Source organism: Microbulbifer sp. VAAF005 (assembly GCF_030012985.1).
Classification (GTDB): Bacteria; Pseudomonadota; Gammaproteobacteria; order Pseudomonadales; family Cellvibrionaceae; genus Microbulbifer.
Genome location: NZ_CP120233.1, coordinates 3949065 through 3971325, shown reverse-complemented (window position 1 = coordinate 3971325; position 22261 = coordinate 3949065). Strand labels below are relative to the sequence as shown.

At 48.1% G+C, this 22261-nt stretch carries 23 protein-coding genes; 17 read left to right on the top strand and 6 right to left on the bottom strand.

Annotation, left to right across the window (positions count from 1 at the left end):
- Positions 1-10: 10 nt before the first annotated feature.
- From P0078_RS17825 to mnhG, 3 genes are read left to right on the top strand one after another with little or no spacing between them, the layout of a single operon-like run.
- Positions 11-445 carry a Na+/H+ antiporter subunit E gene (locus P0078_RS17825; RefSeq protein WP_282931257.1) on the top strand — a complete coding sequence of 145 codons (435 nt, stop codon included), beginning with the start codon at positions 11-13 and terminating at the stop codon, positions 443-445.
- The gene (locus P0078_RS17820) at positions 445-780 is read left to right on the top strand and encodes a cation:proton antiporter (protein ID WP_282931256.1); all 336 of its coding nucleotides are present in this window, start codon (positions 445-447) and stop codon (positions 778-780) included. Before P0078_RS17825 ends, P0078_RS17820 begins: the two co-directional genes overlap by 1 nt.
- Positions 770-1114, top strand: coding sequence for a monovalent cation/H(+) antiporter subunit G (gene mnhG / locus P0078_RS17815; protein ID WP_282931255.1), 345 nt, complete (start codon positions 770-772; stop codon positions 1112-1114). The genes P0078_RS17820 and mnhG overlap by 11 nt, the downstream gene beginning before the upstream one ends.
- A 3-nt stretch (positions 1115-1117) precedes the next feature.
- Here mnhG and P0078_RS17810 read toward each other — a convergent pair whose 3' ends face one another.
- The 4 genes from P0078_RS17810 to P0078_RS17795 are packed head-to-tail and all read right to left on the bottom strand — an operon-like array spanning position 1118 to position 3879.
- The gene (locus P0078_RS17810; protein ID WP_282931254.1) at positions 1118-2218 is read right to left on the bottom strand and encodes a 5-(carboxyamino)imidazole ribonucleotide synthase; all 1101 of its coding nucleotides are present in this window, start codon (positions 2216-2218) and stop codon (positions 1118-1120) included.
- A gap of 12 nt (positions 2219-2230) precedes the next feature.
- Entirely contained in the window at positions 2231-2722 is a 492-nt protein-coding gene (gene purE / locus P0078_RS17805; protein WP_282931253.1) for a 5-(carboxyamino)imidazole ribonucleotide mutase, read from the bottom strand.
- A 6-nt stretch (positions 2723-2728) separates the two neighbouring features.
- Positions 2729-3658 (bottom strand): sodium-dependent bicarbonate transport family permease, encoded by a 930-nt coding sequence (locus tag P0078_RS17800; RefSeq protein ID WP_282931252.1) that lies wholly within the window; start codon positions 3656-3658, stop codon positions 2729-2731.
- Positions 3659-3660: 2 nt separating this feature from the next.
- Complete coding sequence (locus P0078_RS17795; RefSeq protein ID WP_282931251.1) at positions 3661-3879, bottom strand: hypothetical protein; 219 nt, start codon at positions 3877-3879, stop codon at positions 3661-3663.
- A gap of 113 nt (positions 3880-3992) precedes the next feature.
- On the opposite strand from P0078_RS17795, the gene P0078_RS17790 reads away from it, so the two are divergent.
- The 3 genes from P0078_RS17790 (at position 3993) to P0078_RS17780 (ending at position 8439) form a co-directional block, all read left to right on the top strand.
- Positions 3993-4922, top strand: coding sequence for a LysR family transcriptional regulator (locus P0078_RS17790; RefSeq protein ID WP_282931250.1), 930 nt, complete (start codon positions 3993-3995; stop codon positions 4920-4922).
- 240 nt (positions 4923-5162) lie between these two features.
- On the top strand, positions 5163-5939 hold the full coding sequence (locus P0078_RS17785; RefSeq protein WP_282931249.1) for an OmpW/AlkL family protein: 777 nt from the start codon (positions 5163-5165) through the stop codon (positions 5937-5939).
- A 148-nt stretch (positions 5940-6087) separates the two neighbouring features.
- Complete coding sequence (locus P0078_RS17780; protein ID WP_282931248.1) at positions 6088-8439, top strand: autotransporter family protein; 2352 nt, start codon at positions 6088-6090, stop codon at positions 8437-8439.
- Between the two features lie 67 nt (positions 8440-8506).
- Here the strand turns inward: P0078_RS17780 and P0078_RS17775 are convergent, their stop codons facing one another.
- Together P0078_RS17775 and P0078_RS17770 are read right to left on the bottom strand one after the other, a co-directional pair.
- Positions 8507-9424, bottom strand: coding sequence for a glycosyltransferase family 2 protein (locus P0078_RS17775; protein ID WP_282931247.1), 918 nt, complete (start codon positions 9422-9424; stop codon positions 8507-8509).
- Between the two features lie 211 nt (positions 9425-9635).
- Positions 9636-10538, bottom strand: a complete 903-nt coding sequence (locus tag P0078_RS17770; protein WP_282931246.1) for a bile acid:sodium symporter family protein — start codon at positions 10536-10538, stop codon at positions 9636-9638.
- A gap of 263 nt (positions 10539-10801) precedes the next feature.
- Between P0078_RS17770 and P0078_RS17765 the strand changes: the two genes are divergently transcribed.
- From P0078_RS17765 to P0078_RS17715, 11 genes are all read left to right on the top strand, one after another.
- Positions 10802-11755, top strand: coding sequence for a DUF1853 family protein (locus P0078_RS17765; RefSeq protein ID WP_282931245.1), 954 nt, complete (start codon positions 10802-10804; stop codon positions 11753-11755).
- 125 nt (positions 11756-11880) lie between these two features.
- A complete protein-coding gene (locus tag P0078_RS17760) occupies positions 11881-12438 on the top strand; it encodes a GbsR/MarR family transcriptional regulator (protein WP_282931244.1) in 558 nt (185 codons plus the stop codon).
- A gap of 317 nt (positions 12439-12755) precedes the next feature.
- The gene (locus tag P0078_RS17755) at positions 12756-14144 is read left to right on the top strand and encodes a cytochrome ubiquinol oxidase subunit I (protein ID WP_282931243.1); all 1389 of its coding nucleotides are present in this window, start codon (positions 12756-12758) and stop codon (positions 14142-14144) included.
- A complete protein-coding gene (cydB, locus tag P0078_RS17750) occupies positions 14141-15160 on the top strand; it encodes a cytochrome d ubiquinol oxidase subunit II (protein ID WP_282931242.1) in 1020 nt (339 codons plus the stop codon). The genes P0078_RS17755 and cydB overlap by 4 nt, the downstream gene beginning before the upstream one ends.
- A gap of 145 nt (positions 15161-15305) precedes the next feature.
- Positions 15306-16058 carry a TetR/AcrR family transcriptional regulator gene (locus P0078_RS17745; protein ID WP_282931241.1) on the top strand — a complete coding sequence of 251 codons (753 nt, stop codon included), beginning with the start codon at positions 15306-15308 and terminating at the stop codon, positions 16056-16058.
- Between the two features lie 313 nt (positions 16059-16371).
- Positions 16372-16623: an HP1242/YdcH family protein gene (locus P0078_RS17740; protein WP_282931240.1), complete on the top strand. Its 252-nt coding sequence runs from the start codon at positions 16372-16374 to the stop codon at positions 16621-16623.
- An 83-nt stretch (positions 16624-16706) separates the two neighbouring features.
- Positions 16707-17309 (top strand): glutathione S-transferase N-terminal domain-containing protein, encoded by a 603-nt coding sequence (locus P0078_RS17735; protein ID WP_282931239.1) that lies wholly within the window; start codon positions 16707-16709, stop codon positions 17307-17309.
- Positions 17310-17601: 292 nt separating this feature from the next.
- A complete protein-coding gene (locus P0078_RS17730) occupies positions 17602-19185 on the top strand; it encodes an ethylbenzene dehydrogenase-related protein (RefSeq protein WP_282931238.1) in 1584 nt (527 codons plus the stop codon).
- A complete protein-coding gene (locus tag P0078_RS17725; RefSeq protein ID WP_282931237.1) occupies positions 19185-19826 on the top strand; it encodes an Lcl C-terminal domain-containing protein in 642 nt (213 codons plus the stop codon). The genes P0078_RS17730 and P0078_RS17725 overlap by 1 nt, the downstream gene beginning before the upstream one ends.
- An 86-nt stretch (positions 19827-19912) precedes the next feature.
- Positions 19913-20641, top strand: a complete 729-nt coding sequence (locus tag P0078_RS17720; RefSeq protein WP_282931236.1) for a fibronectin type III domain-containing protein — start codon at positions 19913-19915, stop codon at positions 20639-20641.
- A 44-nt stretch (positions 20642-20685) separates the two neighbouring features.
- Positions 20686-22260, top strand: a complete 1575-nt coding sequence (locus P0078_RS17715) for a DNRLRE domain-containing protein (RefSeq protein ID WP_282931235.1) — start codon at positions 20686-20688, stop codon at positions 22258-22260.
- Position 22261 lies beyond the last annotated feature (1 nt).

The window sequence follows — 22261 nt, the reverse complement described above, 5'->3', positions numbered from 1 at the left end:
TCGCCATCAGTTGGTCTGCGCTGACGGGAAATGCTTCCATGGCGAACTTTTTCTTTGGCTTTTTGATCGGTTTTTTGGCACTTCGAGTATCTCCCATACTGCCTGGGGCACAAACCTACTTTACCCGCCTGCCGCGCTTGGCTCATTTATTTTTTTCTTTCTCGAGGAGCTAGTATTATCCAGCCTGCGTGCCGCCTACGAAGTTTTTTCGCCCCGCTTACAAAGCCGGCCCCTGGTCGTACGACTACCCATGGAGAGACTCGATAGAAACCAGATTTTTATTCTTACCAACTTAATTTCGCTGACACCGGGTACGATGGTATTGGACGTCACCCCCAATAATGATGCCTTAATCGTACATACTATGTTTGTCAGTGATCCAGACACCTTTCGCGAAGAGATTAGAGAGGGGTTTGAGAAACGGGTTAAGGAGGCGGTTTCCTGATGTTTCTCACAATTATCGATATTCATTCACCACTGGTCACAGTAGCAATCAATATTGCCTCCTTTCTATTATTACTCGCCCTGGTAATGTGCTTCCTGCGTATCGCTTTGGGCCCCACCTTAGCGGACAGGGTTGTCGCCCTGGATGTTCTCAACATTTTGGCCGTGGCCTACTGTGCACTACTGGCAATCGCCTCGGGACAACCCGTGTACCTGGACGCTGCCATCGCCCTGGCCCTGGTCGCATTTTTAGTGAGTGTGGCCTTTGCCCGCTTTATTGAAAAAAGCGGCTCGCGCACAGTCACCCACAGCCATAGGGGTCGTGATGACATTTGATGAAATTTTTATCGCTTTGATAATTCTGGTGGGCAGTTTTTTTGGGTTCAGCGCCGCTTTGGGCTTGCTGCGAATGCCGGACTTTTACACTCGAATGAGTACATCGGGAAAAGGGGCTACGGTATGTTGTGGGTTATTACTGGCGGGCGTAGCAATTCTCTTTAGCGATGCCCAGGTGACCGCCAGGGCCATTGCTGCCATCTTATTCTTATTACTGACAGTTCCAATCGGTGTACATATGATTGCCCGGGCAGCCTACCGGGCCGGCACTCCCATGTGGCGAGGTACCGGCTCCAAGATCAAGTTCAAGAACCCGATGCGCAATATTCAGTAAGGACTAAATCTTTTCGCCGTAAAGCTCTTCGATCATCTTCTCACTGCGTTCACGCAACTGATCCATATCCGGGTCCTGTAAAATGACATGACCCATTTTGCGCCCAGGGCGAAGTGCTTTGCCGTACAGCCAAACACCATCGTTATCCTGCTTTGGAGCTACATCAACCCCCAACATATTGACCATCGCAACTGGCACCGGGCAGGCAGTATCGCCCAGGGGCATATCCAGTATCGCGCGGATATGATTGGCAAATTGGCTGGCCTCAGGGCCGACAAAGGTCCAGTGACCGCTGTTGTGAACTCGCGGTGCCACTTCGTTGACAATCAGGCCGCTCTCACTGACAAAACACTCAACGGCCAATACACCCACATAGTCCCAGTCCTTCAACAGGGTCGCCAGGTAACCCTCTGCGGCCTTGAGCAACTCCGGGTTGTCGTAGGGAGCGGTGGACAGCAGTAAGGTGCCATTGCGGTGGCGGTTTTCCGTCAGCGGATAGGCTTTGATTTCACCGGATGCCGAGCGAGCGCCGATAATGGAAACTTCACAGGCGAAATTCACCCCCGCCTCAACCACACACTCCTGATCTCCAGCTTGGGGAATGGCAGCATCCAAGTCTGCAGCACTCTTCACACACCATTGGTTCTTGCCGTCGTAGCCATTTTCACAGCTCTTAATAAACGCCGGATATCCCAGTTGGTCGACCGCTTCCCGCAGCTCTTTTTCACCCTGTGCTGCTGCGAAAGGTGCAACAGGCAGGCCAGAGTCTGTGAGTGCTCGCTTCTCACGCAAGCGGTGCTGGGCCTTCTCTGTAATATGCGGGTCCGGATATACCGGACAGAAGGGCTGAAAAGAGCGCAGCAAGTCCACACTCACTTGCTCCCTCTCACTGGTGATCACTTCCGGGCGCCCCAGTGCCTGATACAAGGCCTCAGGGTCCTGTCCCGGTTCCATCTCCACGATAGTCCCCAGCCCCTTCACACAGTCGGTGTTTTCACCGTTCTCAGCCAGGAAACTGAACTCCACTCCGAGGGGCTGCCCCTCTTGAGCCATCATCTGTGCCAACTGCCCACAGCCAATAATGGCAACTCGTCTCTTACTCACAACGATCTCCTATCACTCAACCGTGATCGGGACTTGCTCGGTCTGACGCTCACGCCAGGCGATCAGGCGCTTCTGCAATTCCGCATCAGCCAAAGACAACATCTGCGCAGCCATCAAACCTGCATTGTAGGCACCGGAAGCACCGACCGCCTGGGTTGCTACCGCCACACCGCGAGGCATCTGCACAATGGATAACAAGCTGTCCATACCCGTCATAAAACGGCTCTCAACCGGCACTGCAATCACCGGCAGGGGAGTCAAAGCAGCGATCATACCCGGCAGGTGGGCGGAGCCGCCGGCGCCGGCAATAATCACTTCGGTACCGGATTCGTGGGCACGGCTGGCAAATTCAACCATACGCTGGGGAGTTCTGTGGGCCGAAACCACAGCAGTAGCAAAGGGAACTTCGAGCTCTTCCAGAGGCTTAGTCGCGTTGCTCATGGTGGCCCAATCTGAGCGGGAACCCATTACGATAGTGACTTTTTCAAAGGGAATCGGCTTCACTTGCGATTAACTCCAATATTGAACGAGCGCCAGATAGACGGGAATCGCCACCAGCACATTGAAAGGAAAGGTAACTGCCAGGGACAAAGTGATGGACACACTAGCATTGGCCTGCGGCAGGGCAACGGACATAGCCGCAGGCACAGCGATATAAGAGGCACTGCTACCGAGCACCGCGAGCAGAAAGATACCACCAGGCGACAAACCCAACAAACTCCCCAAGATACCGCCAGCGGCTCCGCCAATCAGCGGCATAAAAATGCCGAAGCTGAGCAGGAAAGCACCCTGCCCTCTAACATCGGCCAACCGCGCCGCAGCGACACGCCCCATTTCCAGCAGAAAGAGCGCCAATATGCCATGAAACAGGGTCCCAAACAAAGGCATTACTGAAGCGGTGCGCTCTCCAGCCCATGCTCCGATAACGATTCCCCCCAGGAGCAACAGTACTCCCTGGTTGCAGGTGACCTCGTGAAACACCCGGCGCTTGCTCGAACTGCCCATCGATTGCCGCGCCAACAGCATGCCGACAATGATTGCCGGGACTTCAAGAAGCGCTACAAACAGAGGGAAATACGCTTCGTATTCAATATTCTGTGACTGTAGCAGGGCCACAGCCACCGCGTAGGTGGCAACACTAACAGACCCATAATGCGCCGCCGTTGCCGCCGCATCCACACGTGACCACTTGCCAATCCAGCGCAAGATAGGGAAAGCCACCAGGGGTAATAGAGCACCAAAAGCCACCACCGCCAGGGACTGGGGAACCAGGGTGGCAGCGGAATACGCACTTAAAGCAGCACCACCTTTTAGGCCGATGGCGATTAGCAGGAAGATAACGCAGCTCTGGTAAAGACCTTTGGGTAAACGCAGGTCACTGCGAACCAGCTGGGCAAAGGCGCCCAGCAGAAAGAAACCAACAACAATATCCAACTGCATCTCTATCGCTGTCCCCGGCGCTGTCTGGAGCGATTATTGGAGATCCGTATGCGTTTTGGGGTTTGCTGCGCCATCAGCCAGTAAGCAGCATTGGCCAGAACCACCACTAGGCCTACAGCCATCAAGGGAACCCCGTTCATACCGGCAAGGTTTACTGATAAGCCTGTGCTTAAAACTAACAAGCCGACAACCACGCCAAAGAAGAGTTGTGATCTCTGCATTGATAATGCCCCCACTGGTTATTGAAATTGACGCATTATCGGAATTGCTATTGATAGATAAAAATAGATATTTATTATGTAAACTATAAACCAAAACCTATATAGGTGATTTTGTGCCCTTAACTCGTGCCCATGCCCGCATTGGAACCGTTCGACAACTGGAGATCCTGCTCTGTGTCTATGAGTTGGGCAATATCAGCGCCGCAGCCAGAAAGCTGCACCTAACCCAGCCAAGCGTATCGATGCAGCTGGCCAAACTCTCCGATGCGGTGGGTCTACCTCTCTATTACTCGGTGGGCAGGCAACTGCAATTTACGGAGGCCGGGCAAACCCTGGTAGAAAGTGCCAGGGAGATTCTGAAGAGTTACGAGTATCTGGACCTAAAACTGGCCCAATTACGAGGGTTGGATACCGGCAGCCTACAGCTGGCAGTAGTGACCACCGCCAAATACTTTATCCCTCACCTGATTGGGGAGTTTTATCAGCAGCATCCGCGACTGGATATCCATTTCAGGGTGGGCAACCGCCAACAGATTATTGATTACACCGGTGAGGATGAAGATGATTTCTACGTTTTCAGTCATCCCCCCAAAAGCCAGGACCTGGAGCTGGTGGAGTTTTTACCCAACCGCTTACTGGCGATAGCGCCTGAGAAGCACCCACTGGCCTCCCGCAAGAAAATCTCCCTGCAAGAATTTGCAGGCTGTCAGTTCCTGCATCGGGAAGAGGGTTCCGGTACACGCCATGCCATTGAACAGTTCCTGCGTAAACGCAATGTAGACCTCAAGCTCCGAATGACTATTGAGAGTAATGAAGCCATTAAGCACGCGGTTATGTCCGGCCTCGGGGTCTCAATATTATCGGAGCATACCCTGGCATTTGGCGGGCGTGCAGGTTTATCGATTCTCGATATTGAGGAGCTTCCTATTGTTACCCACTGGTATTTAGCCCGACGCAAGTCACGTCCGCTGTCTCCCGCCGCACAGAAATTCCTGGAGTATGCACGCAACCTGGAAAAGGTGCCCCTGGGGAAACTTTCTTAACCCTCAATTTCCCCCTCTCACCCCAATCTTCCAGAGATATTGGCTTCCCCCAAAGTCATATCTCTAGCACTCCCCTGACATCATGCCTGTTGAATAATTTAGTCCTCAAAATTTGAAAAATTTACTGCGAGCTTTCTCAACCCTGCTACTTTTTGGGGTACTTGGCCCATGTATTGCCGGTATTTATTTACACCTCCCTATGGCAATTAAGTAGTTTTGCCTGTACCTGGATTTTCAGAGATGGATATCGCGATGATCGCAAAAGGATTTAGCAAAGGAATTATTACCCTGATTTTTACTCTCTCAACATTGTCAACTCATGCCCAGGATGATTGGCGTGATATCGAGTGGGGGGAATTTATTGTTCGCTTCGGATTAACTTACGTTCAACCAAATGACGAGGGCACAGCGCTAAAGTATCGGGTTTTACAGCAGTGGGATTTATATAACAGCAGCTGGCAGATCGATACCGCTCACGCCTGGCAAATATCGGGGGTCTGGCGTCCCAGCGACCGTTGGGGTGTTGAGTTGATGCATATTAATGGCGCCAACTACGGTACAAAACTGGATAACTTCACCGGCAACGTCGGGCGAAACCAAATCCAGCTGGGCGACTTTAGTACCACTACAACCATGGTGTTTGGCAACTGGTACTTCATGGACCCCTCCTATCGTACACGACCTTATATAGGCGCGGGAATAAATTACACCAACTTCCACACGGTTGAAATCAGCCGCCAGTTTAACGAGTACCTGTTGGACTCTGGGCTCTCGGTCGCACCAGGATCATTTAATATGGGACACTCCTGGGATTGGGGGCTACAGGCTGGCTTGGACTACAGCCTAGACTTCCGAGATTGGCGCTATCCGGTCCTGCTTAATTTATCCACGGTTTATTACCTAGCGGATACTGATGCCACTATCGATTTTCCCACAGAACTGGGCAGAGATCGCCTTTACGCCCATTTTGACTACAACCCTTGGGTCATAAATTTTGGCGTCGGCACTAAATTCTAGTTTATGGGAATGATTTTTAAAGTTGGGTGAGAATAGAAGCCAGTTTCTAAAGCCTGTGAATACATGAATTGTATTTCGCCCAACTAGAACCGTGCGGTTAAATCGCAAACATTTACTGTAAATATTTGGCACGATAAAAGGAATAACTGTGTCTATCCATAAAATTGGACACCCGGCATTGCTCGTAAGGCTGGTACAACTCACCTTGGTAATTCCTCTTGTGCTTATTTTTTGCAATAAATCTATTGCGCAATGCAACCCAGGTAATAGCGGTACTGCCAGCGCAGATCAAATCACTTGTGATGAAGATAATGACCCCAATGGCGCAGATATAGAAACCTTCGCCGGCAACGACACCATCACCCTGAATGGAGGAACGGCAGAAAATGTACTTGCCGGTGAGGGAAATGATGAAATAAATATTACCGGCGGCATAGTCAATTTGTTTGTCAATGGCGGCGCTGGTAACGATACGATAACCCTCGATGAGCGTTCCAGTGATGTTGGAGATTATCTGGAGGGAGGCGGCATTCATGGAGGCGAGGGCGATGACAACCTGATCCTACTCGATGGGCTGTCTTTCCATGTTTGGGGAGGTGATGGAAACGATACCATTACCCTGGATGGAGGTTTTATTTTTAATTACCTGGATGCCGGTAATGGTGATGATTATATCTATTGGGATGAGGGCATCAGCAACGAAGTTCGAGGCGGCTCCGGATCAGATACCCTCCTGATTGACTCACACTCATTCGACGGTGATGTAGTACTGGATGGTGGTGATGATCTCAGTGCAGATGACGGAGAGGTTGACAACTTGATATTCAAGCTGGATTACTCCGTTGATGGGACACTTTTAAATAACTGGGAAAGGATAGTTATTTGGGGTAGTTCCAAAATGATATTTACCGGGAGCTTAGCCGTCGGTGGAGGCCTCGACGCAGAGGGAAACCCGCTTGGCCTGGATATTCGATGGGGAGGGCAAGCATTTTTTGACAGCGACAGTTATGTGATTACAGGAGATATATCCAATAACGGAACCATTGACCTATCTAATAATAAATTCAACACCCTCACCATAGCCAAAGACGACACAGGAAACTATGGAAATTATCGCTCTGACAACGGGCGCTTATGGGTAGACGCCGTTCTAGAAGATGATTTTTCACAAAGCGATCAGCTAATTATAGAGGGAGACACATCCGGCACTACGACCATCTCTGTCTTTAACCGTTCAGGTAAAGGAAAACGGACAGTGGGCAACGGGATCAAAGTGGTCTCCGTCGAAGGGGAGTCAAATGCACAATTTACCCTGGCTGGGGATTTTGTCAGCAAAGACGATCAGCAGGCTGTTATCGGCGGTGCCTATGCTTACACACTGCACCAAGGTGTTACAGAGGAAAATAATAGCGGCAACTGGTATCTCCGTTCCACTGTGGATAATTCCTCAGTATTTCCTGAGGGGGGCATGGCTCGCTGGCAACCCACCTCAGTGCTCTACGAATCCCTCCCGCAAATTCTCAGAACACTCAACCTACCCTCTTCATTACGCAGCCGCTTGGGCAATCGCTATTGGGTAGGTACGAGCTACTTGGACTTGGCTAGTAGCGAGTATAGCGACGCCCAAGAGCAGGCAGTTGATAATCGTGGGCTTTGGATCAGGAGCTCTGCCCGGCATATCACCCTTGATCCCAATGAGTCCAGTACTCGAGCGAACTGGAAGCAGACTTACTATCAGGTGCAAATGGGCTTTGATTTGCCAATACAAGTTTCCATATTTGGAAGCCAGCTTATTGGCAGTGCCGCTTTGCACTACGGCGATTCAAATAACGATGTCAGTTCATTTTTTGGAGATGGCTCAATCGATGCTAGCAACTATGGTGTCAGCGCATTTGCCACCTGGTATGGATTAGACGGCATATTTATAGATAGTCAGCTAAAGCTAAATTGGTTTGACTTTGAAATGGACGCAAGATCACTGCGCGAACTCAATAATAGCGATGAGGCATTTGGTTACGCCTTGTCTATCGAGGGAGGCAAGAGCTTTAAACTGCATGATTACTACTCCTGGACGCCTCATGCGCAACTGATTTACACCTCGGAGGAAGCCAACGACTTGCAGGATATCTATGCCGTACAAGCCACCGATATCAATAATAATGGCTTTCTGCTGCGCTTAGGTACCATCTTTGAAAAACGTAAGAGTCAGCGTAAGAACAGTCGAAATATGTATGGCTCAAATCCACTGGAAAGATTCTCCCTATTTGCAACACCGAGCCTTATTTATAATATCGATCAGAGGACTAATTTACTGGTATCAAAAACCCGCCTCAGTCAGAAACCTGACACTTGGTATGGGGAATTGCGATTGGGTGCCAGTTACGATGAGTGCGGTGATCACTGCTCCATCTATTCAGAAATTTATTACAGTAGCAGTCTGGAAAATTTGGGGAATAGCTTTTCCGGAGGATTGGAGTTAGGGTTTCGATATAAGTGGTAGCAGTATAAAGCCAAACCGAAATTATTAAATCAACAACCAAATAATACCAGAATTAAATATCGCCTATTTACTCTAATAATAGTCGAGATAAATTATATTCAGAGAATACTCTGCGTATTTTCTTATCGTTACCACACTTTCCCTTTAAATTTTGTTTCTTCAAGCCGCTAGCCTGACACCCAGGGATTGTTAAAAACCTATCCCTCCAGAAACGAACATCTGGCACTCTTGCACAACTGACTCCTTGCCTCATACTCATGGCTTTAAGCCAGATATCATCCGCATTAGGACATAACTCCAAAAACTTATCTTTATTCAGAACATCGGGATGTAAAGATCCGGGATAATATAAAACACCCCCAACTCCAGTAGGAAAAACGCGATAAGAAGGTTTGATATTCATATTGCACTTCCAAATTTCCCGCGTTGTCCTCCATTTATTGTAAGGCAATACATTACCTTTTTTATCAACACCTATCCTGTGAGCTCGATGACAGAAAATATGTGACGGGAACTTTAAATATGACTGATACAGCATATCGATGGTATCCATCGGGTAGAGGATATCGTCATCCACCGTGATTATCAGGCTATCAGGAAATTTTTGAAGCGCGTAATAATACTTTGTGTAAGGTCCTAGATCTTCATCAACAAATTCAATTCTCAATCCACGATCTACCTGCCTCATTAAAATATTGGGCAACATATAATCTGGAAATTCTTTGGTCGATAGCCAAAGTACAATTAAATCCGCCTTTAGCGACTGCTGAAATAAACTCTCGATACACAAATGGATATCATGGATTCGCTTTCCATAGCTAGTCAGAGAAACAACAATACTGTGTTTAGCCGCATTACCTACCCCAGAATCATTACCACTGAGAGTCGACTGCTCCAATATTCTCTTCCAGACCAGAGCATCTAATTTTAGGTTGTTGTTGATTGTATTTTTCTTGCTGCGCTTCGCCGTAAAACCCTTGAACATATTGACTTTACAATCTGGGGTTGAGACAACTCAATGCCTGGTTTTAGACATATACCTAAAAAGGACATTCAGTAATCCGTGGCCGCACATTAGAATTATTGAAATTCATAGTGCAGTAACAGAAATTGGTATAGGCGAGCACAATTTTCCGAGATCGACCACACCCTCAATAGTAAAGGTATGGTCTAGTTTTCGGTAAATGCAACATTTACTACCCTACTTCACCTGCTCCTTCCGTCTCAGAGGCCAGTTTTTTCGTTGCGCCACGGCGACCATATAACGCCAAAAGAACGCCAGATGGGAACATCAATACGCCGTAAACTGCTGAGGGCACGGACATCTCACTCGAGTGTAAGAGCGTGAGGGTTACCATCATTCCGATAGTACTGTTTTTAATACCGAGTTCCGTTGCAACCGCAACCCCCTCCCGCTTTGGCAGGCCAGCAACCCGGCTGATAAGAAGCCCCAATAGCACACCACAGAGATTCAATAGAATGACCGAGGGTCCAGCTTGAACCATCAAGTCTGCAAGGCGATCGCGAATTCCCCAGATAAGGCCTGCTACCAGTGCAAGCAATACAACCCCGCCAAAAATACTGACTATTCCCTCTGCGCGGCGAGCCAGGTGCGGTCTCCAGGCGCGAAATAGCATCCCTATCACAACAGGCAAGAGGACAATACTGGATAACATCACCACTGTACTGGCGAATGGCAGAGTTACAGTCTGGTCAGCACCGAAATAAGTTCGAAGCGCATAATTTGCGAAAAGCGGTAAACTGGCAATAGTAATCAGGCTGGCAGAAACTGTTAATACAATAGAAAGCGCCACATTGCCGCGAGCCATCAAGGTAAACAGGTTCGATGTTGTGCCTCCCGGACAAGCGGCAATAATGACTAGGCCAACCGCAATGGCCGGTGGTAGATTTAAGCCCCAGCAGAGGCCAATTGCTATAGCTGGCATCAGGAGAATTTGGGTAAAAGTTCCGATAATAAGGCCAACGGGCTTTACCGTTACCTGATGGAAATCCCTGGCAGTTAGGGTCATCCCTATTCCCACCATGATGATAAACAGCGAGATAGGCAAGCCGATCGAAATAAGGGGACCTGATTCCATGATTTTCTCCAGTATCAGTCACTGTAAGAAAAATACCCGACCAAAATCAACTCCCAGAATAAAGCTGGCACTGGAGATGGATAACGAAATCAAGGCAGAAACTTCACTGCCAGGGGACTTATTTCGACATCGGTAATTCGCTGATTTTTTTGGTGCTCGGATCGATTCTTATAAGTGTAATTATTATTTTTAGTTCAGATGGTAAAGCAATCATAGATGATTTCACCAATCTGTCTTGTATTTTAGCAATATACAGAAGTTTAATGATTCAGGAAACGATACAGAAGACCATGATTTCCTCCCTGAAAAGCGGACAGGTAGATAATTGGGACAACTTAATGTGGTCCGTGGGAAGTTCGGATATTCCCACTAGCGAGGACTCCGTTACAATTTTTAGTGCAGCTAACCAACTCCCCTGGCTTCTCCCCACGCGACGAAAGTCCCTATTGGAATACTTCTCCTGCCCGAAAGTAAAAGATGCACTTTCCCCTGAGTTGGATAATTACCTGCACGAACTCAGCCTCAACAAACCCAATAACCGCTTGGGCACTTACTTTGAAAGGCTCTGGTCATTTGCCTTTGACAAACATCCCGACTACCAGCTGCTCTACCAAAACCTCCCTCTAAGGTCCGGCGGCAAGACACTGGGGGAACTCGACTTCGTCGTGCAACACCTGCCCAGCAACCAGTGTGAACACTGGGAAATTGCCGTAAAATTTTATCTCCAGGTTACCGATATCCATTGGGTAGGGCCCGGAATCAAGGACCGACTGGATATCAAACTGGCAAGAATGGCAGATCATCAACTGCCACTGATTGAAATGCCGGCAGTTCAATCAATGCTGAAAGAGCACGGCCTAGAGATAGATCGCCAGTGGGCGCTAATGCCCGGGAGACTATTCAAACCGCTGGATACACTTCACCGGCCCTCCAGTCATGATCTTTGGTGGGTATCGTTATCCGAGTTTCGATCACTCTCCCTGAGCCAGGCAAACCGCGGTGCTCTCGAGTGGCTGGCACTCCCCAAGCAAGCCTGGCTGGCGCCTCAGAGCAGCACCACCGGCATGACTGCCGATCAATTGCTAGAGGCGCTGCTGCCCGAAAGCTTTACCCACCCACTGTGCATCGCCGCCGTCGATAAAAACGGCGAAGCCTGCAGAGGCTTTATCGTGCCCGACAACTGGTACCAAAGAGCCAAAAGTAGCTTGAGCATATAACCAGCCTCTCCCCAGATCAGAATCCGGGAGCCTCTCGCTGGCCTCACATTATTTTCTAAATTGGTGATTGACATAGATCAATTTACACTTACAATTTTCAGAAATTTCTGAAATTTAAGAAGTAAATGAAACTATCGAGTCAAGCCCAGGCATTCGTACTGCACTTTGGTGAAATGGGTAGCCGCTGGGGGTTCAATCGCACGGTGGGGCAAATGTTTGCCCTACTCACCATTCATCCCACGCCACTCAATGCCGAGCAATTGGCCCAGGCACTGAAGATCAGTCGTGGCAATGTCAGTATGGGGCTCAAAGAGCTACAGGCCTGGCGCTTGGTTGAGCTGCATCATCAACCGGGCGATCGCAAAGATTATTTCACTGCAGCTGGGTCAATCTGGGACCTCGCTCGTACTGTCTTCGAGGAGCGCCGCAAGCGAGAGCTCGACCCTACATTAAGTCTGCTTCGCCAGCTGCTGCTCAATGAACCCCAAGATGAGCTGGATGCCCAGGCACAGGAAAAAATCCAGGAAGTTTACAGCTTGCTGGAGCTGCTCGAAGAATTTGCCAATACACTCAGCAAGCTAGAACACCAGGACCTGCTTAAATTGATGAAGCTAGGCTCCGGTATCGTCAAGCTACTGGAACTCAAAAGTAAGATGACAGGTGGACAGAACACCTCAAACTAGCGAAAAAAACGCTAGTACGAGGAATATACCGCTGCACTCAAAGCGAAATAACACCTTCATCTGAAGCACTTATTCCGGGGAGAAACCCATAGGGCCAAATCCATGGCTAAAAGCCCCGGCATATTTTTAATCCAGCAGCCCATAGTGCTGGATTAAAAACGGCACAAGGCCGTGCCGCTGCCGATCCAAAGTCGGCTCCTGCAGGATTGTATACGCGGGAACACACACCTGCCTCTATATTTTCTTGCAGTGCCGATTAGCACAGGAAGTGCTAATCGGCTCACTGGTTCAAAGATCTCAGACCAGCAGAGGCTCTCATGCTAGATACCCTGATCCTTTCCAGGATACAGTTTGCCGCAAATATCAGCTTTCATATTCTATTTCCAACAATCACCATCGCACTCGCGTGGATCGTTTTCTTTTTTAAATTACGCTACGACCAAACTAATAATCCGGTCTGGATGCGCGCATATCGTTTTTGGGTAAAAGTCTTTGCCCTGACATTTGCTCTCGGCGTAGTGAGTGGCATCACCATGTCATTCCAGTTCGGAACAAACTGGCCCGGCTTTATGGCCCAGGTCGGCAATATCGCCGGCCCGCTTCTCGGATACGAAGTACTTACTGCATTCTTTCTCGAAGCAACCTTTCTCGGCATTATGTTGTTTGGCATTAATAAGGTGCCAAGCAAAATACATACTTTATCTGCCTTTATTGTGGCAACAGGAACCACTCTATCCGCTTTTTGGATTATTGCTCTCAACTCCTGGATGCAAACACCTGCCGGATTCGATTTACGGGATGGGGTCGCCTACCCGGCAAACTGGATGGAAATTATCTTTAACGCCTCTTTCCCCTACCGACTTACACATATGCTGCTGGCTTCGGGTTTGACGGCATCTTTCTTTGTTGCGGGGATTTCCGCTTATCGGATTCTTAAAGGAGACCCCAAACGCGCGCCCCGGCTCGCCCTTAAAACAGGACTGATTCTCGCTGCCATCTTTATTCCGATTCAAATCTATGTGGGTGACTTACACGGACTCAACACTTTTGAGCACCAACCACAAAAAGTCGCCGCAATGGAGGGAGTCTGGGAAACAGAGCGCGGTGCGCCCCTGCTGTTATTTGCGATACCCGACGGAGAAGAGAAAACCAACCATTTGGCGATCGGCATTCCCAAGATGGCCAGCCTTATCCTTACCCATGAGTGGGATGGTGAGATCAAGGGAATAAATGAATTCCCCGATAATCACCCACCGGTAGCCCCCGTATTTTTCGCCTTCCGCATTATGGTCGGCATAGGAATATTGATGCTGCTAACCGCTTGGGGTGGGGTCTATCTATTGCGTAAAGGTGAGCTGCCTCGCTGGATGCTTAAAACCCTGGTCGCGATGACATTCTCCGGCTGGATAGCCACCTTGGCCGGTTGGTATGTCACAGAAATTGGACGCCAACCCTGGCTCGTAACAGGAGTACTGAAAACCGCCGATGCTGTTACTCCAGTACCACCTTCCCATGTCGGTTTTTCCCTAACCCTTTATCTGGTTGTCTATGTGATATTGCTCTATGCGTACATAAGAACCCTGAAAGTGATGGCCCTAAAGTCTGTAAAAGTCGAGGAGTTTGAAACTCAGGAACTATTCGCCGGCACTAGCTTAACCAACCGCCCAAAAGATACCGAGAAAAATGACAAGGGAGAAGGCAAATGACCGGTAGCGCTTCTGCAGCGGCCTATTGGCTGCCTGTCGCCTTTGTCGCCCTGATGGGCCTGGCGGTAATAGTCTACGCAATTCTGGATGGCTACGATCTTGGTGTGGGCATTTTGCTCCCCATGGGAGAAGAGGAGGAATCGCAGCGGGATACCATGATCGCATCCATTGGCCCCTTTTGGGATGCCAACGAAACCTGGCTGGTACTGGCAATCGGTTTGCTCCTGATTGCATTCCCAATCGCACACAACCTGGTGTTAATGCACCTATATATACCAGCTGCGATTATGCTGGTCGGGCTAATCATGCGAGGAGTGGCATTCGACTTTCGTGCCAAGGCTGCCATCGACAAAAAACTAACCTGGGATCGAACCTTTAAAGCGGGGTCTATTATTACCAGCCTTGCACAGGGGTACATGCTGGGGCAGTACGTGATTGGCTTTAAGCCCGACTGGTCTGCACAGCTTTTTTCAGCGCTCAGCGCTCTGGGAGTTACCGCCGCATACGCCTATATTGGCGGCGCCTGGCTGGTTCTTAAAACCGAGTCGGAGCTGCAAAAACGAGCGACCACATGGACCCGTTACGCAGGACGGGCCACCCTGCTTGGGGTGGTTGCAGTATCGGCCATCAATCCACTGGTAAACCCAACCGTATTTGACCGATGGTTTACCTACCCTCTGGTTATGTTTGTACTACTCGTCCCCACCCTGTGCTTTATTGCCTTTGTCTCCAATGATGTTCTGCTGGCGAGAATGCCTAAGCCTGCGGACAGACATAAAGCGGTTCCTTTTTTTACCGTCGTTGTTATTTTCCTGATGTGCTTTATCGGCCTGGCTTTCAGCTTTTTCCCTGATATTGTTCCCGGCCAACTAAATATTTGGCAGGCAGCCAGTGCCACCGCCTCATTAAAATTTATTCTTGTGGGTGCGGTAATAGTAGTTCCCGTCATCCTCGCCTATACCGTTTTCTCTTATTACGTCTTCCGAGGAAAGGCGACAGAGCTACATTATCACTAGCTGCATTTCCATTCGGCTGGCAGAAATACCTGCTAGCCGAATTTAATTAATTAATGTGGAACTACCCCACAAATCAAACAAGTTCTTCTTGCTCGCCTGAATTTGGTACGATTATAATAATCAATTCCAAAAGACAATTTTTTACATGGAAGTAAAGCGTATGCTAGCCCATGGCCAGTACCGCTTGTCTATAGGGGGAGGTAATTTGAACCAAATCGATCGACGAGCTATCAGCCGGCGCGACACTGCCAGTCCGCGCAAACCACAACGCAAAAATGGTCGGGAGAAGTATGAAAAGCTTCTTGACGCCCTTGAAGTATTAATTACTGAACAAGACTCTACGGATATTAGCCTCGCAAACCTTAGTCAGGTTGCAGGTGTTCCAGCAGCGTCTGTTTATCATTTCTTCCCAAGTGTAGATGCCAGCTTAACCGCCCTGGCCGAGCGTCACTATAAGTCTTTCGGTGACGTAGTATTGGGCCATTCGGATTTTTCTCCGTCAGAAAGCTGGCAGGATATGCTGAATCAGCTGTGCGACCTTGTGCGCGGCTACTATGAAGAGAATCTCGCGGCACTAAAAGTACATTTTGGACCTCAGTCCAGTTGGGCATTACGCCAACTACAAATGGAAAACAATTGGCGCCTGGCAGATACTCTGATCAAAAACCTGTCTCGGGAGTTTGAGTTGCCACCCTCTCAGGATTGGCGAGACCGGTTTATGTGTGCCATCAACATTAACGACTCTTTCTGCTCCCAGTCTTATTCCCGCTTTGGGAAAATAACAGAAGACTCCGCAGCAGAGGGGAAACGGGCCGCTGCAGCCTACTTAAAGCTCTACCTCGGTGAGCTTTTGCAGAGGCGCCAATTGCGCTTTGCCCCACTGGAGGCTTCGGCCTAAGCCCAGTAGCAGAACCGCAACAAAAAAGCCCGACAAGTAATTGTCGGGCTTTTTTGTGCCCGTCACTTCCTCCCAGCCCTCTGTTTAAGCCTCACCTGACTAACAATTACCAATAATCAAAAAAAGAGGGTAAAAAATATTTGCTAATAAAATAGCTTCAACTTTTATATATATCAAATGGCTATATACAGACTTATATTAACTTCACTTTATAACTATGTTGATTAAGGGAAGCAGCGCTAGAATTGCATTTTTGTGACTGGCAAGACTGAACCTACACTTCATTAACTAATATCGATTGTGGAGGTCCCTTATGCCCATTGCTTCACACGAGCTCTCGGTGGATTTCCCAGAATATGCAGACACAATCAAGCAGCTCATCGAAGACGATATTCAATTCAAACTTGAAAACGACATTTACAGCAAACTGGATAAACAAATAAGAGGCCTTCAGGATAGTGGTATTGGCACCGACGACGATCACTATTCCAGCCTCAAAAAACAGAGAGCCTACTTAAAACAGCACCTCTATAACCGCATTACTTCAGTGATTACCCATCACTAAAGTACGCGTTAACAGTTGCTCGTAGCAGCACTGGCGGTCACTGCAGTTGCTGAAAGGGCACGCAGCCTAAAAGAGCTTGGCCTATGCAACTGTACCTGACCTTTTCCTCTCCTTTTGCTCGCAAGGCGCGCATTGTTGTGCAAGAACAGCGTCTGCACTCTGTGGTAACAGAGCATTTCTCTCACCCCTTTCACAATGACGACGAACTTATTTCCAGCAACCCCTTGGGAAAAGTCCCCTGCCTAACCCTGGATAATGGCTCCTCGATCATTGACAGCGAAGTCATCTGTGCGTTTCTGGATAAAAGCTTGGGGGATGGTCACTTATCTGCGCCACTGGATAACAATTGGGATCTGTATACTTTTCACAGTGTCAGCTCTGGATTAATGGACGCAGCAGTGCATCTGCAAATGGAAAAGCTGCGCGCACGGGAAGAACTTAGGTCTGATTTTTGGTGGCAGCGCTATTTCAGTGCTATTGAGAGATCTCTAGATTACCTGGAAAAGCACCTGGATCGATTACCCGCCAGTCTTAGCTTGCCACATATTAACTTGTGCTCAGCACTATCCTATCTTGATTTTCGCCATGAAGATTTTGACTGGAGAAGTGACCACCCGAAACTTATGGCCATATCGGAAGATTTGGAGAAAAGTGAAAGCCTGAGTAAGTGTCAGCTGCATGAATAGTTACAAAATGCGGAATACCAACAAGAATAAGTTATCCCGCTATTTGTTCTGAGCAGGTCAAAATACTGAGTAGTGCACTATTGTGTCAGGCGGAAAGGAAACTCTGCAACTGAGACTCGCTGTGATTACATCTCGGTAAGATAGGAACCGGCATTCATTCTTAATGCGCTTCTACAGCACAGTTCATTCTTCCTTTTTTAGGCGCCGTGACTCCATCAGCAGAATGTAGTCTATTTTAATTAATATAAATGCCACACTTTTTTACTAGCCTAATCCCTTTTGGAATACTCCCATGGCCAAACAACCGAAGAGTACTCTTTGGATAATTCTGCACAGTGTGGCCATTGTTGCAGTTTTATGTAACCTGCTAACGGGGCTCCGTATCTCCACCTTAACTAAGCCAAGTATTGGAAATATCGAAGAACTGTTACCCCAGGGACAGATTCATGATATTCACTTCTTTGTAGCAATTGTTACTTCGGCCATCCTTATCTGCTACTTATCCTATAAAGTAACAATTAAAATAAAAAATACAACCTCACAAAGTAAACCTTATAAAACATCAATTAGCTACCATAGGGTAGTAACACGCATTGGCTCATTTTTTTTAGTGCTCATGGTCTTAAGTGGCTGGATTTTATTTATTGGTTCCGACAATGCTTCTATCTTTCGCCAGGCACACTTTTATAGTGCTTTTGCGATCTTACTCTATATATTCTTTCACGCTGGCGTTTACCTAATAACCTATGGTCTGAAGACTTCGGGTTATTTGCTTCCCAATACTCGATCAGGCTATCGAACTTCAATTTTTACCTACTTATCTACCGGCTGTATCACTTTATTACTTTGGATTATTGTTACAAATAACAGTTACCACGATCTTACAGTTGAGAAAATAAGTCCGGAAACCTTTATAAACATAGATGGAATCCCCCAAGAATCCGCATGGTCCTCAGCCATATCACTTAAAATCCATACTGACGGAGGTGCTAACTTTATTGATGGTAGCTCAACCGTCAACTTGAGAGCCTTGCATAACCAACAGGAAATATTTTTTCATATCACCTGGGAAGATCCCACTGAAAGCCTGAAACACCTACCACTGAAAAAAGTTGGTTCTGGCTGGGAAATACAACAGCAAGGTTTTCAAAATTTTAATGAAACCCGTCACTATGAAGATAAGTTTGCCATCCTGCTTTCCAATTCCTGTGATTTCGGTGCTTCGGGAACCTCTCACCTGGGCCGCAAACCATCAGCACAGTTGCCCGCAAATTGGCATGGTAAGGGCTACCACTACAGCTCATCCGATGAAATACACGATCTCTGGCACTGGAAAGCAGTAAGAACCAATAAAATGCACCTGGCAGATGACAATTATATTGGCAAGCCTGATATTGTAAGGCCAGGAGCACGCCGCTATACCGCAGGATATCTCCAGGATGGCAAAGAGTCCGGGGCATACTTAATGAACTGGAAGTGGTACTCCGCAAAAAACGTTACACCAAAACGACTACCCAAAAGTCCCTCCAGCCTGACGCCATATCAAAACGAGGATACAAAAAGCGATTGGACTATTTCCTGGTTTGATTACCAGTCATACACGGCTGAAGATGACAATTATCCTATCAATACGATTATGCCTTCAGTCCTCTATACCTCAAATCGCTTTGAGGGAGATCGTGCCGATGTAAGGGCCTATGCTGTTTGGCAGGACGGCTACTGGTCTATGGAGATGGTGCGAAAATTAGATACTGGATCAGCGTTAGATGTAGCAATAAAAGACGGTATTTGCCTCTGGGTTTCTGCCTTTGATCACTCGCAAATCGCCCACACTCGCCACTCTCTCCCCGTCAAAATCAAGTTGGCAGATCAATAATGTTTGTGCGCATATTTTGGGTATTCATTTTTCCTGCAATCACGGTCTGTGCAGTCATACTGCACCAACCATCACAACCTCTGCCAAGGGAATACCACTTAGTTAAAATTGATAAAAATGGGGAGCCTATCGAGGCTTGGGCAGGCCCCTGGTCCTGTATCTGCGACACCGATACAGGGCTTCTTTGGGAAGTAAAAACCGACGACGAAGGAATTCACGATGGAAGGTGGACCTACTCGTGGTATCAATATGAAGAAGGTATAGAAAATAATGGAGATTGTTATTTTGAAGAAGAGCGGTGTGATACCGAGGATCTGATTCGCAATACCAATCAACAGAAATTGTGTGCAACGCAAAATTGGAGGCTCCCCGATATTACAGAGTTACGATCCATTATCCTGCAGGAGAGTAAATCTGGCAGGCCTCTAATTGCGACTGAATATTTCCCGAAAACTCAAAGGGGAGATTACTGGACCCGTAATTTTGACAGGCCTTTATACGATGTTTACCAGTACCTGAAAACAGGGGCGGGGGCAGTTAATTTCATGAACGCAGAAACTATCACAATTCCTTATAGAAACGCCGCTTTTGTACGCTTAGTCTCCAACCATTCAACCGCCTGTAATAATAATCCCGAATAATTCCGGCGCGCTGCATCCAGCTTTCACAACTAACCTTTCAAATTGCAGCGCCTTCAGATAATAACCACTACTTACAGGAATCCCCCATGAGACGGTTCTTAAGCACTGCTTTTGCTTTCTCGACTCTATGTTTGGCAATTGATGCCAACTCAGCGACCAAATATCACAGATTGGCCTGGGATGGCGATGCCTCTACCAGTGCTGTCATTGGATTTTCACCGGACGGTAATAGTAATAACCCTTATATCAATTTTGGCTACTCAACCAATGAAAATAGTTGGAGCAGTCGATCAGTTGATACCGCAGCTACGTTCGACGGTAGCTTAAATAGCTACTTTGTAAGACTGGAAAACCTGACACCGAATTCAGAGGTTTATTACCGGATCTGTGACCAGGATGGCTGTGGCGATCGTTTCTGGTTTAAAACTGCACCTGACGATGAGTCCCCATTTGTGATTATTGCTGGAGGCGATACCCGCACCGGACACACAACCCGGCGCGAGGGGAATGCACTGCTGGCTAAGATCCGTCCGCTGGCTGTTATGCACGGCGGCGATTTTACTAACGCCAACAGCGCATCAGAGATGGATGAGTTTTTACAAGACTGGACCCTGACTTATTCCAGCGATGAAATTGATGGGTATAGCTACCAACGCATTTACCCCTTAATTCCCACCCATGGAAATCATGAAGATGACAACTACTCCACTATTTGCCAGGTATTTGGAGTCGACTTCAATGCAGATAGTAGCTGTAGCCCCAGCGATACTTACGGCGCCGTACAGATTTCCCCCTCTTACGCGTCTACACCCTAAACAGCCAATTTCAGGAAAGTGGCTGGTCATCTTATGCAACGGCTATGAACAACTGGCTGGAAGATGATTTAGCTACAAGTGGCGCCTACAGCAATTGGCGTTTTGCCCAATACCACAAGCCCATGTTCCCCCATTACAGTGGCAAGTCCGATAACCCCACATTATTCAATTGGTGGGCAGAGCCATTTTATGACTACGCCATGAACCTAGTGGTCGAATCAGATACCCACCTGACCAAGCTCACTGAAGTCGTCGCCCCGGGCAATAGTGATTTTTCTACCAGTGATACCGGAGGCACTGTCTATGTGGGTGAAGGCAGTTGGGGGGCTCCGGCCCGTTCCGCCAATGATGCCAAGTTTTGGACCATCGATATGGCCAGCATCCAGCAGTTTAAAGTGATACAAGTTAGTCCTGATGAGCTGAGCATCCGCACGGCCCAATTTGACGACAGCGCCAGTATCCTGACCCGTGAAGATCGCGCCAATGACCCCCTTGCTTTACCAGAGGACATTAACTGGTGGAGTGCCAACCGAATTGGCGAATCTATGGTTCTTGCACAAAATAGTGTTGGCAGGAGTGTCATTGTCGAGGATAGCAGTGACAACGGCGAGGTAACCCTACCCGTAGCAGATGATGCCTTTATCTCTTCCCGCTATTCATCCAGTAATTTCGACAGTGACTCAGACGGGCTACTGGCAGATGGTAGCGATAGTACCTACGGAACTCTCTACTCATTAATCAAATTTGACCTCTCCAATATCGCCGATTGTTCAGCAATAAATTCAGTTAAGCTTGAATTAAATATTACCAACCGCTCCACCAACGATTATGGAATTTACCTGGCCGAATCTGACTGGGACGAAGAATCAGTCACTTGGGATTCAGTCGGCGGATCGGGAGTGCTTTCACAATTGGCAGCCAGCTTTATTCCTTCATCCACTGGAACCCTAACCCTGGATTTAAGCTCTTCTGGTATTCTGGAAGACTGGCTAAACGCTGAAAATACCGGGATGGTCATCGCCGCGCAAAATGGAAGCAATGGCGTAGATATCTCATCAAAGGAAACCGGTATTGCACCAGCCCTCAAGGTGGTTGCAGACTGCAGTGACACTGTCAGCGAAAAGATATCCCAAGTTGCCTCAGATGATGTCTTTATCTCCTCCAGAAAGGAAGATGACAATTTCGATGGTGACAGCGATGGACTTCTCGCCGATGGTAGCGATTTGATCTACGGCACAATGTATAGCCTGATTCGCTTCGATTTATCCGGTTTAAGTTGTCAGCAATATATTGATGCGACACTCGAACTGAATGTCATCAATACATCCAGCAACAGCTATGGCATATATATGGCGACACAAAGCTGGCAAGAGGAATCCGCTACATGGGACTCTGTTGGCGGCAGCTCGATTCTTGGGCTTCAGGTGGGTAGCTTTACGCCCTCTTCTACTGGTCGACACCTCATTGACCTGGGAGCCTCCGGTATAGTGGACCGCTGGCTCAACGCTAGTAATCACGGCCTGGTGATCGCTTCAGAGGGAGGCATTAATGGCCTCGATATAAGCTCCAAAGAGAGTGGACAGAGCCCTCTCCTGACAATGCAGACACTCTGTAATTAAT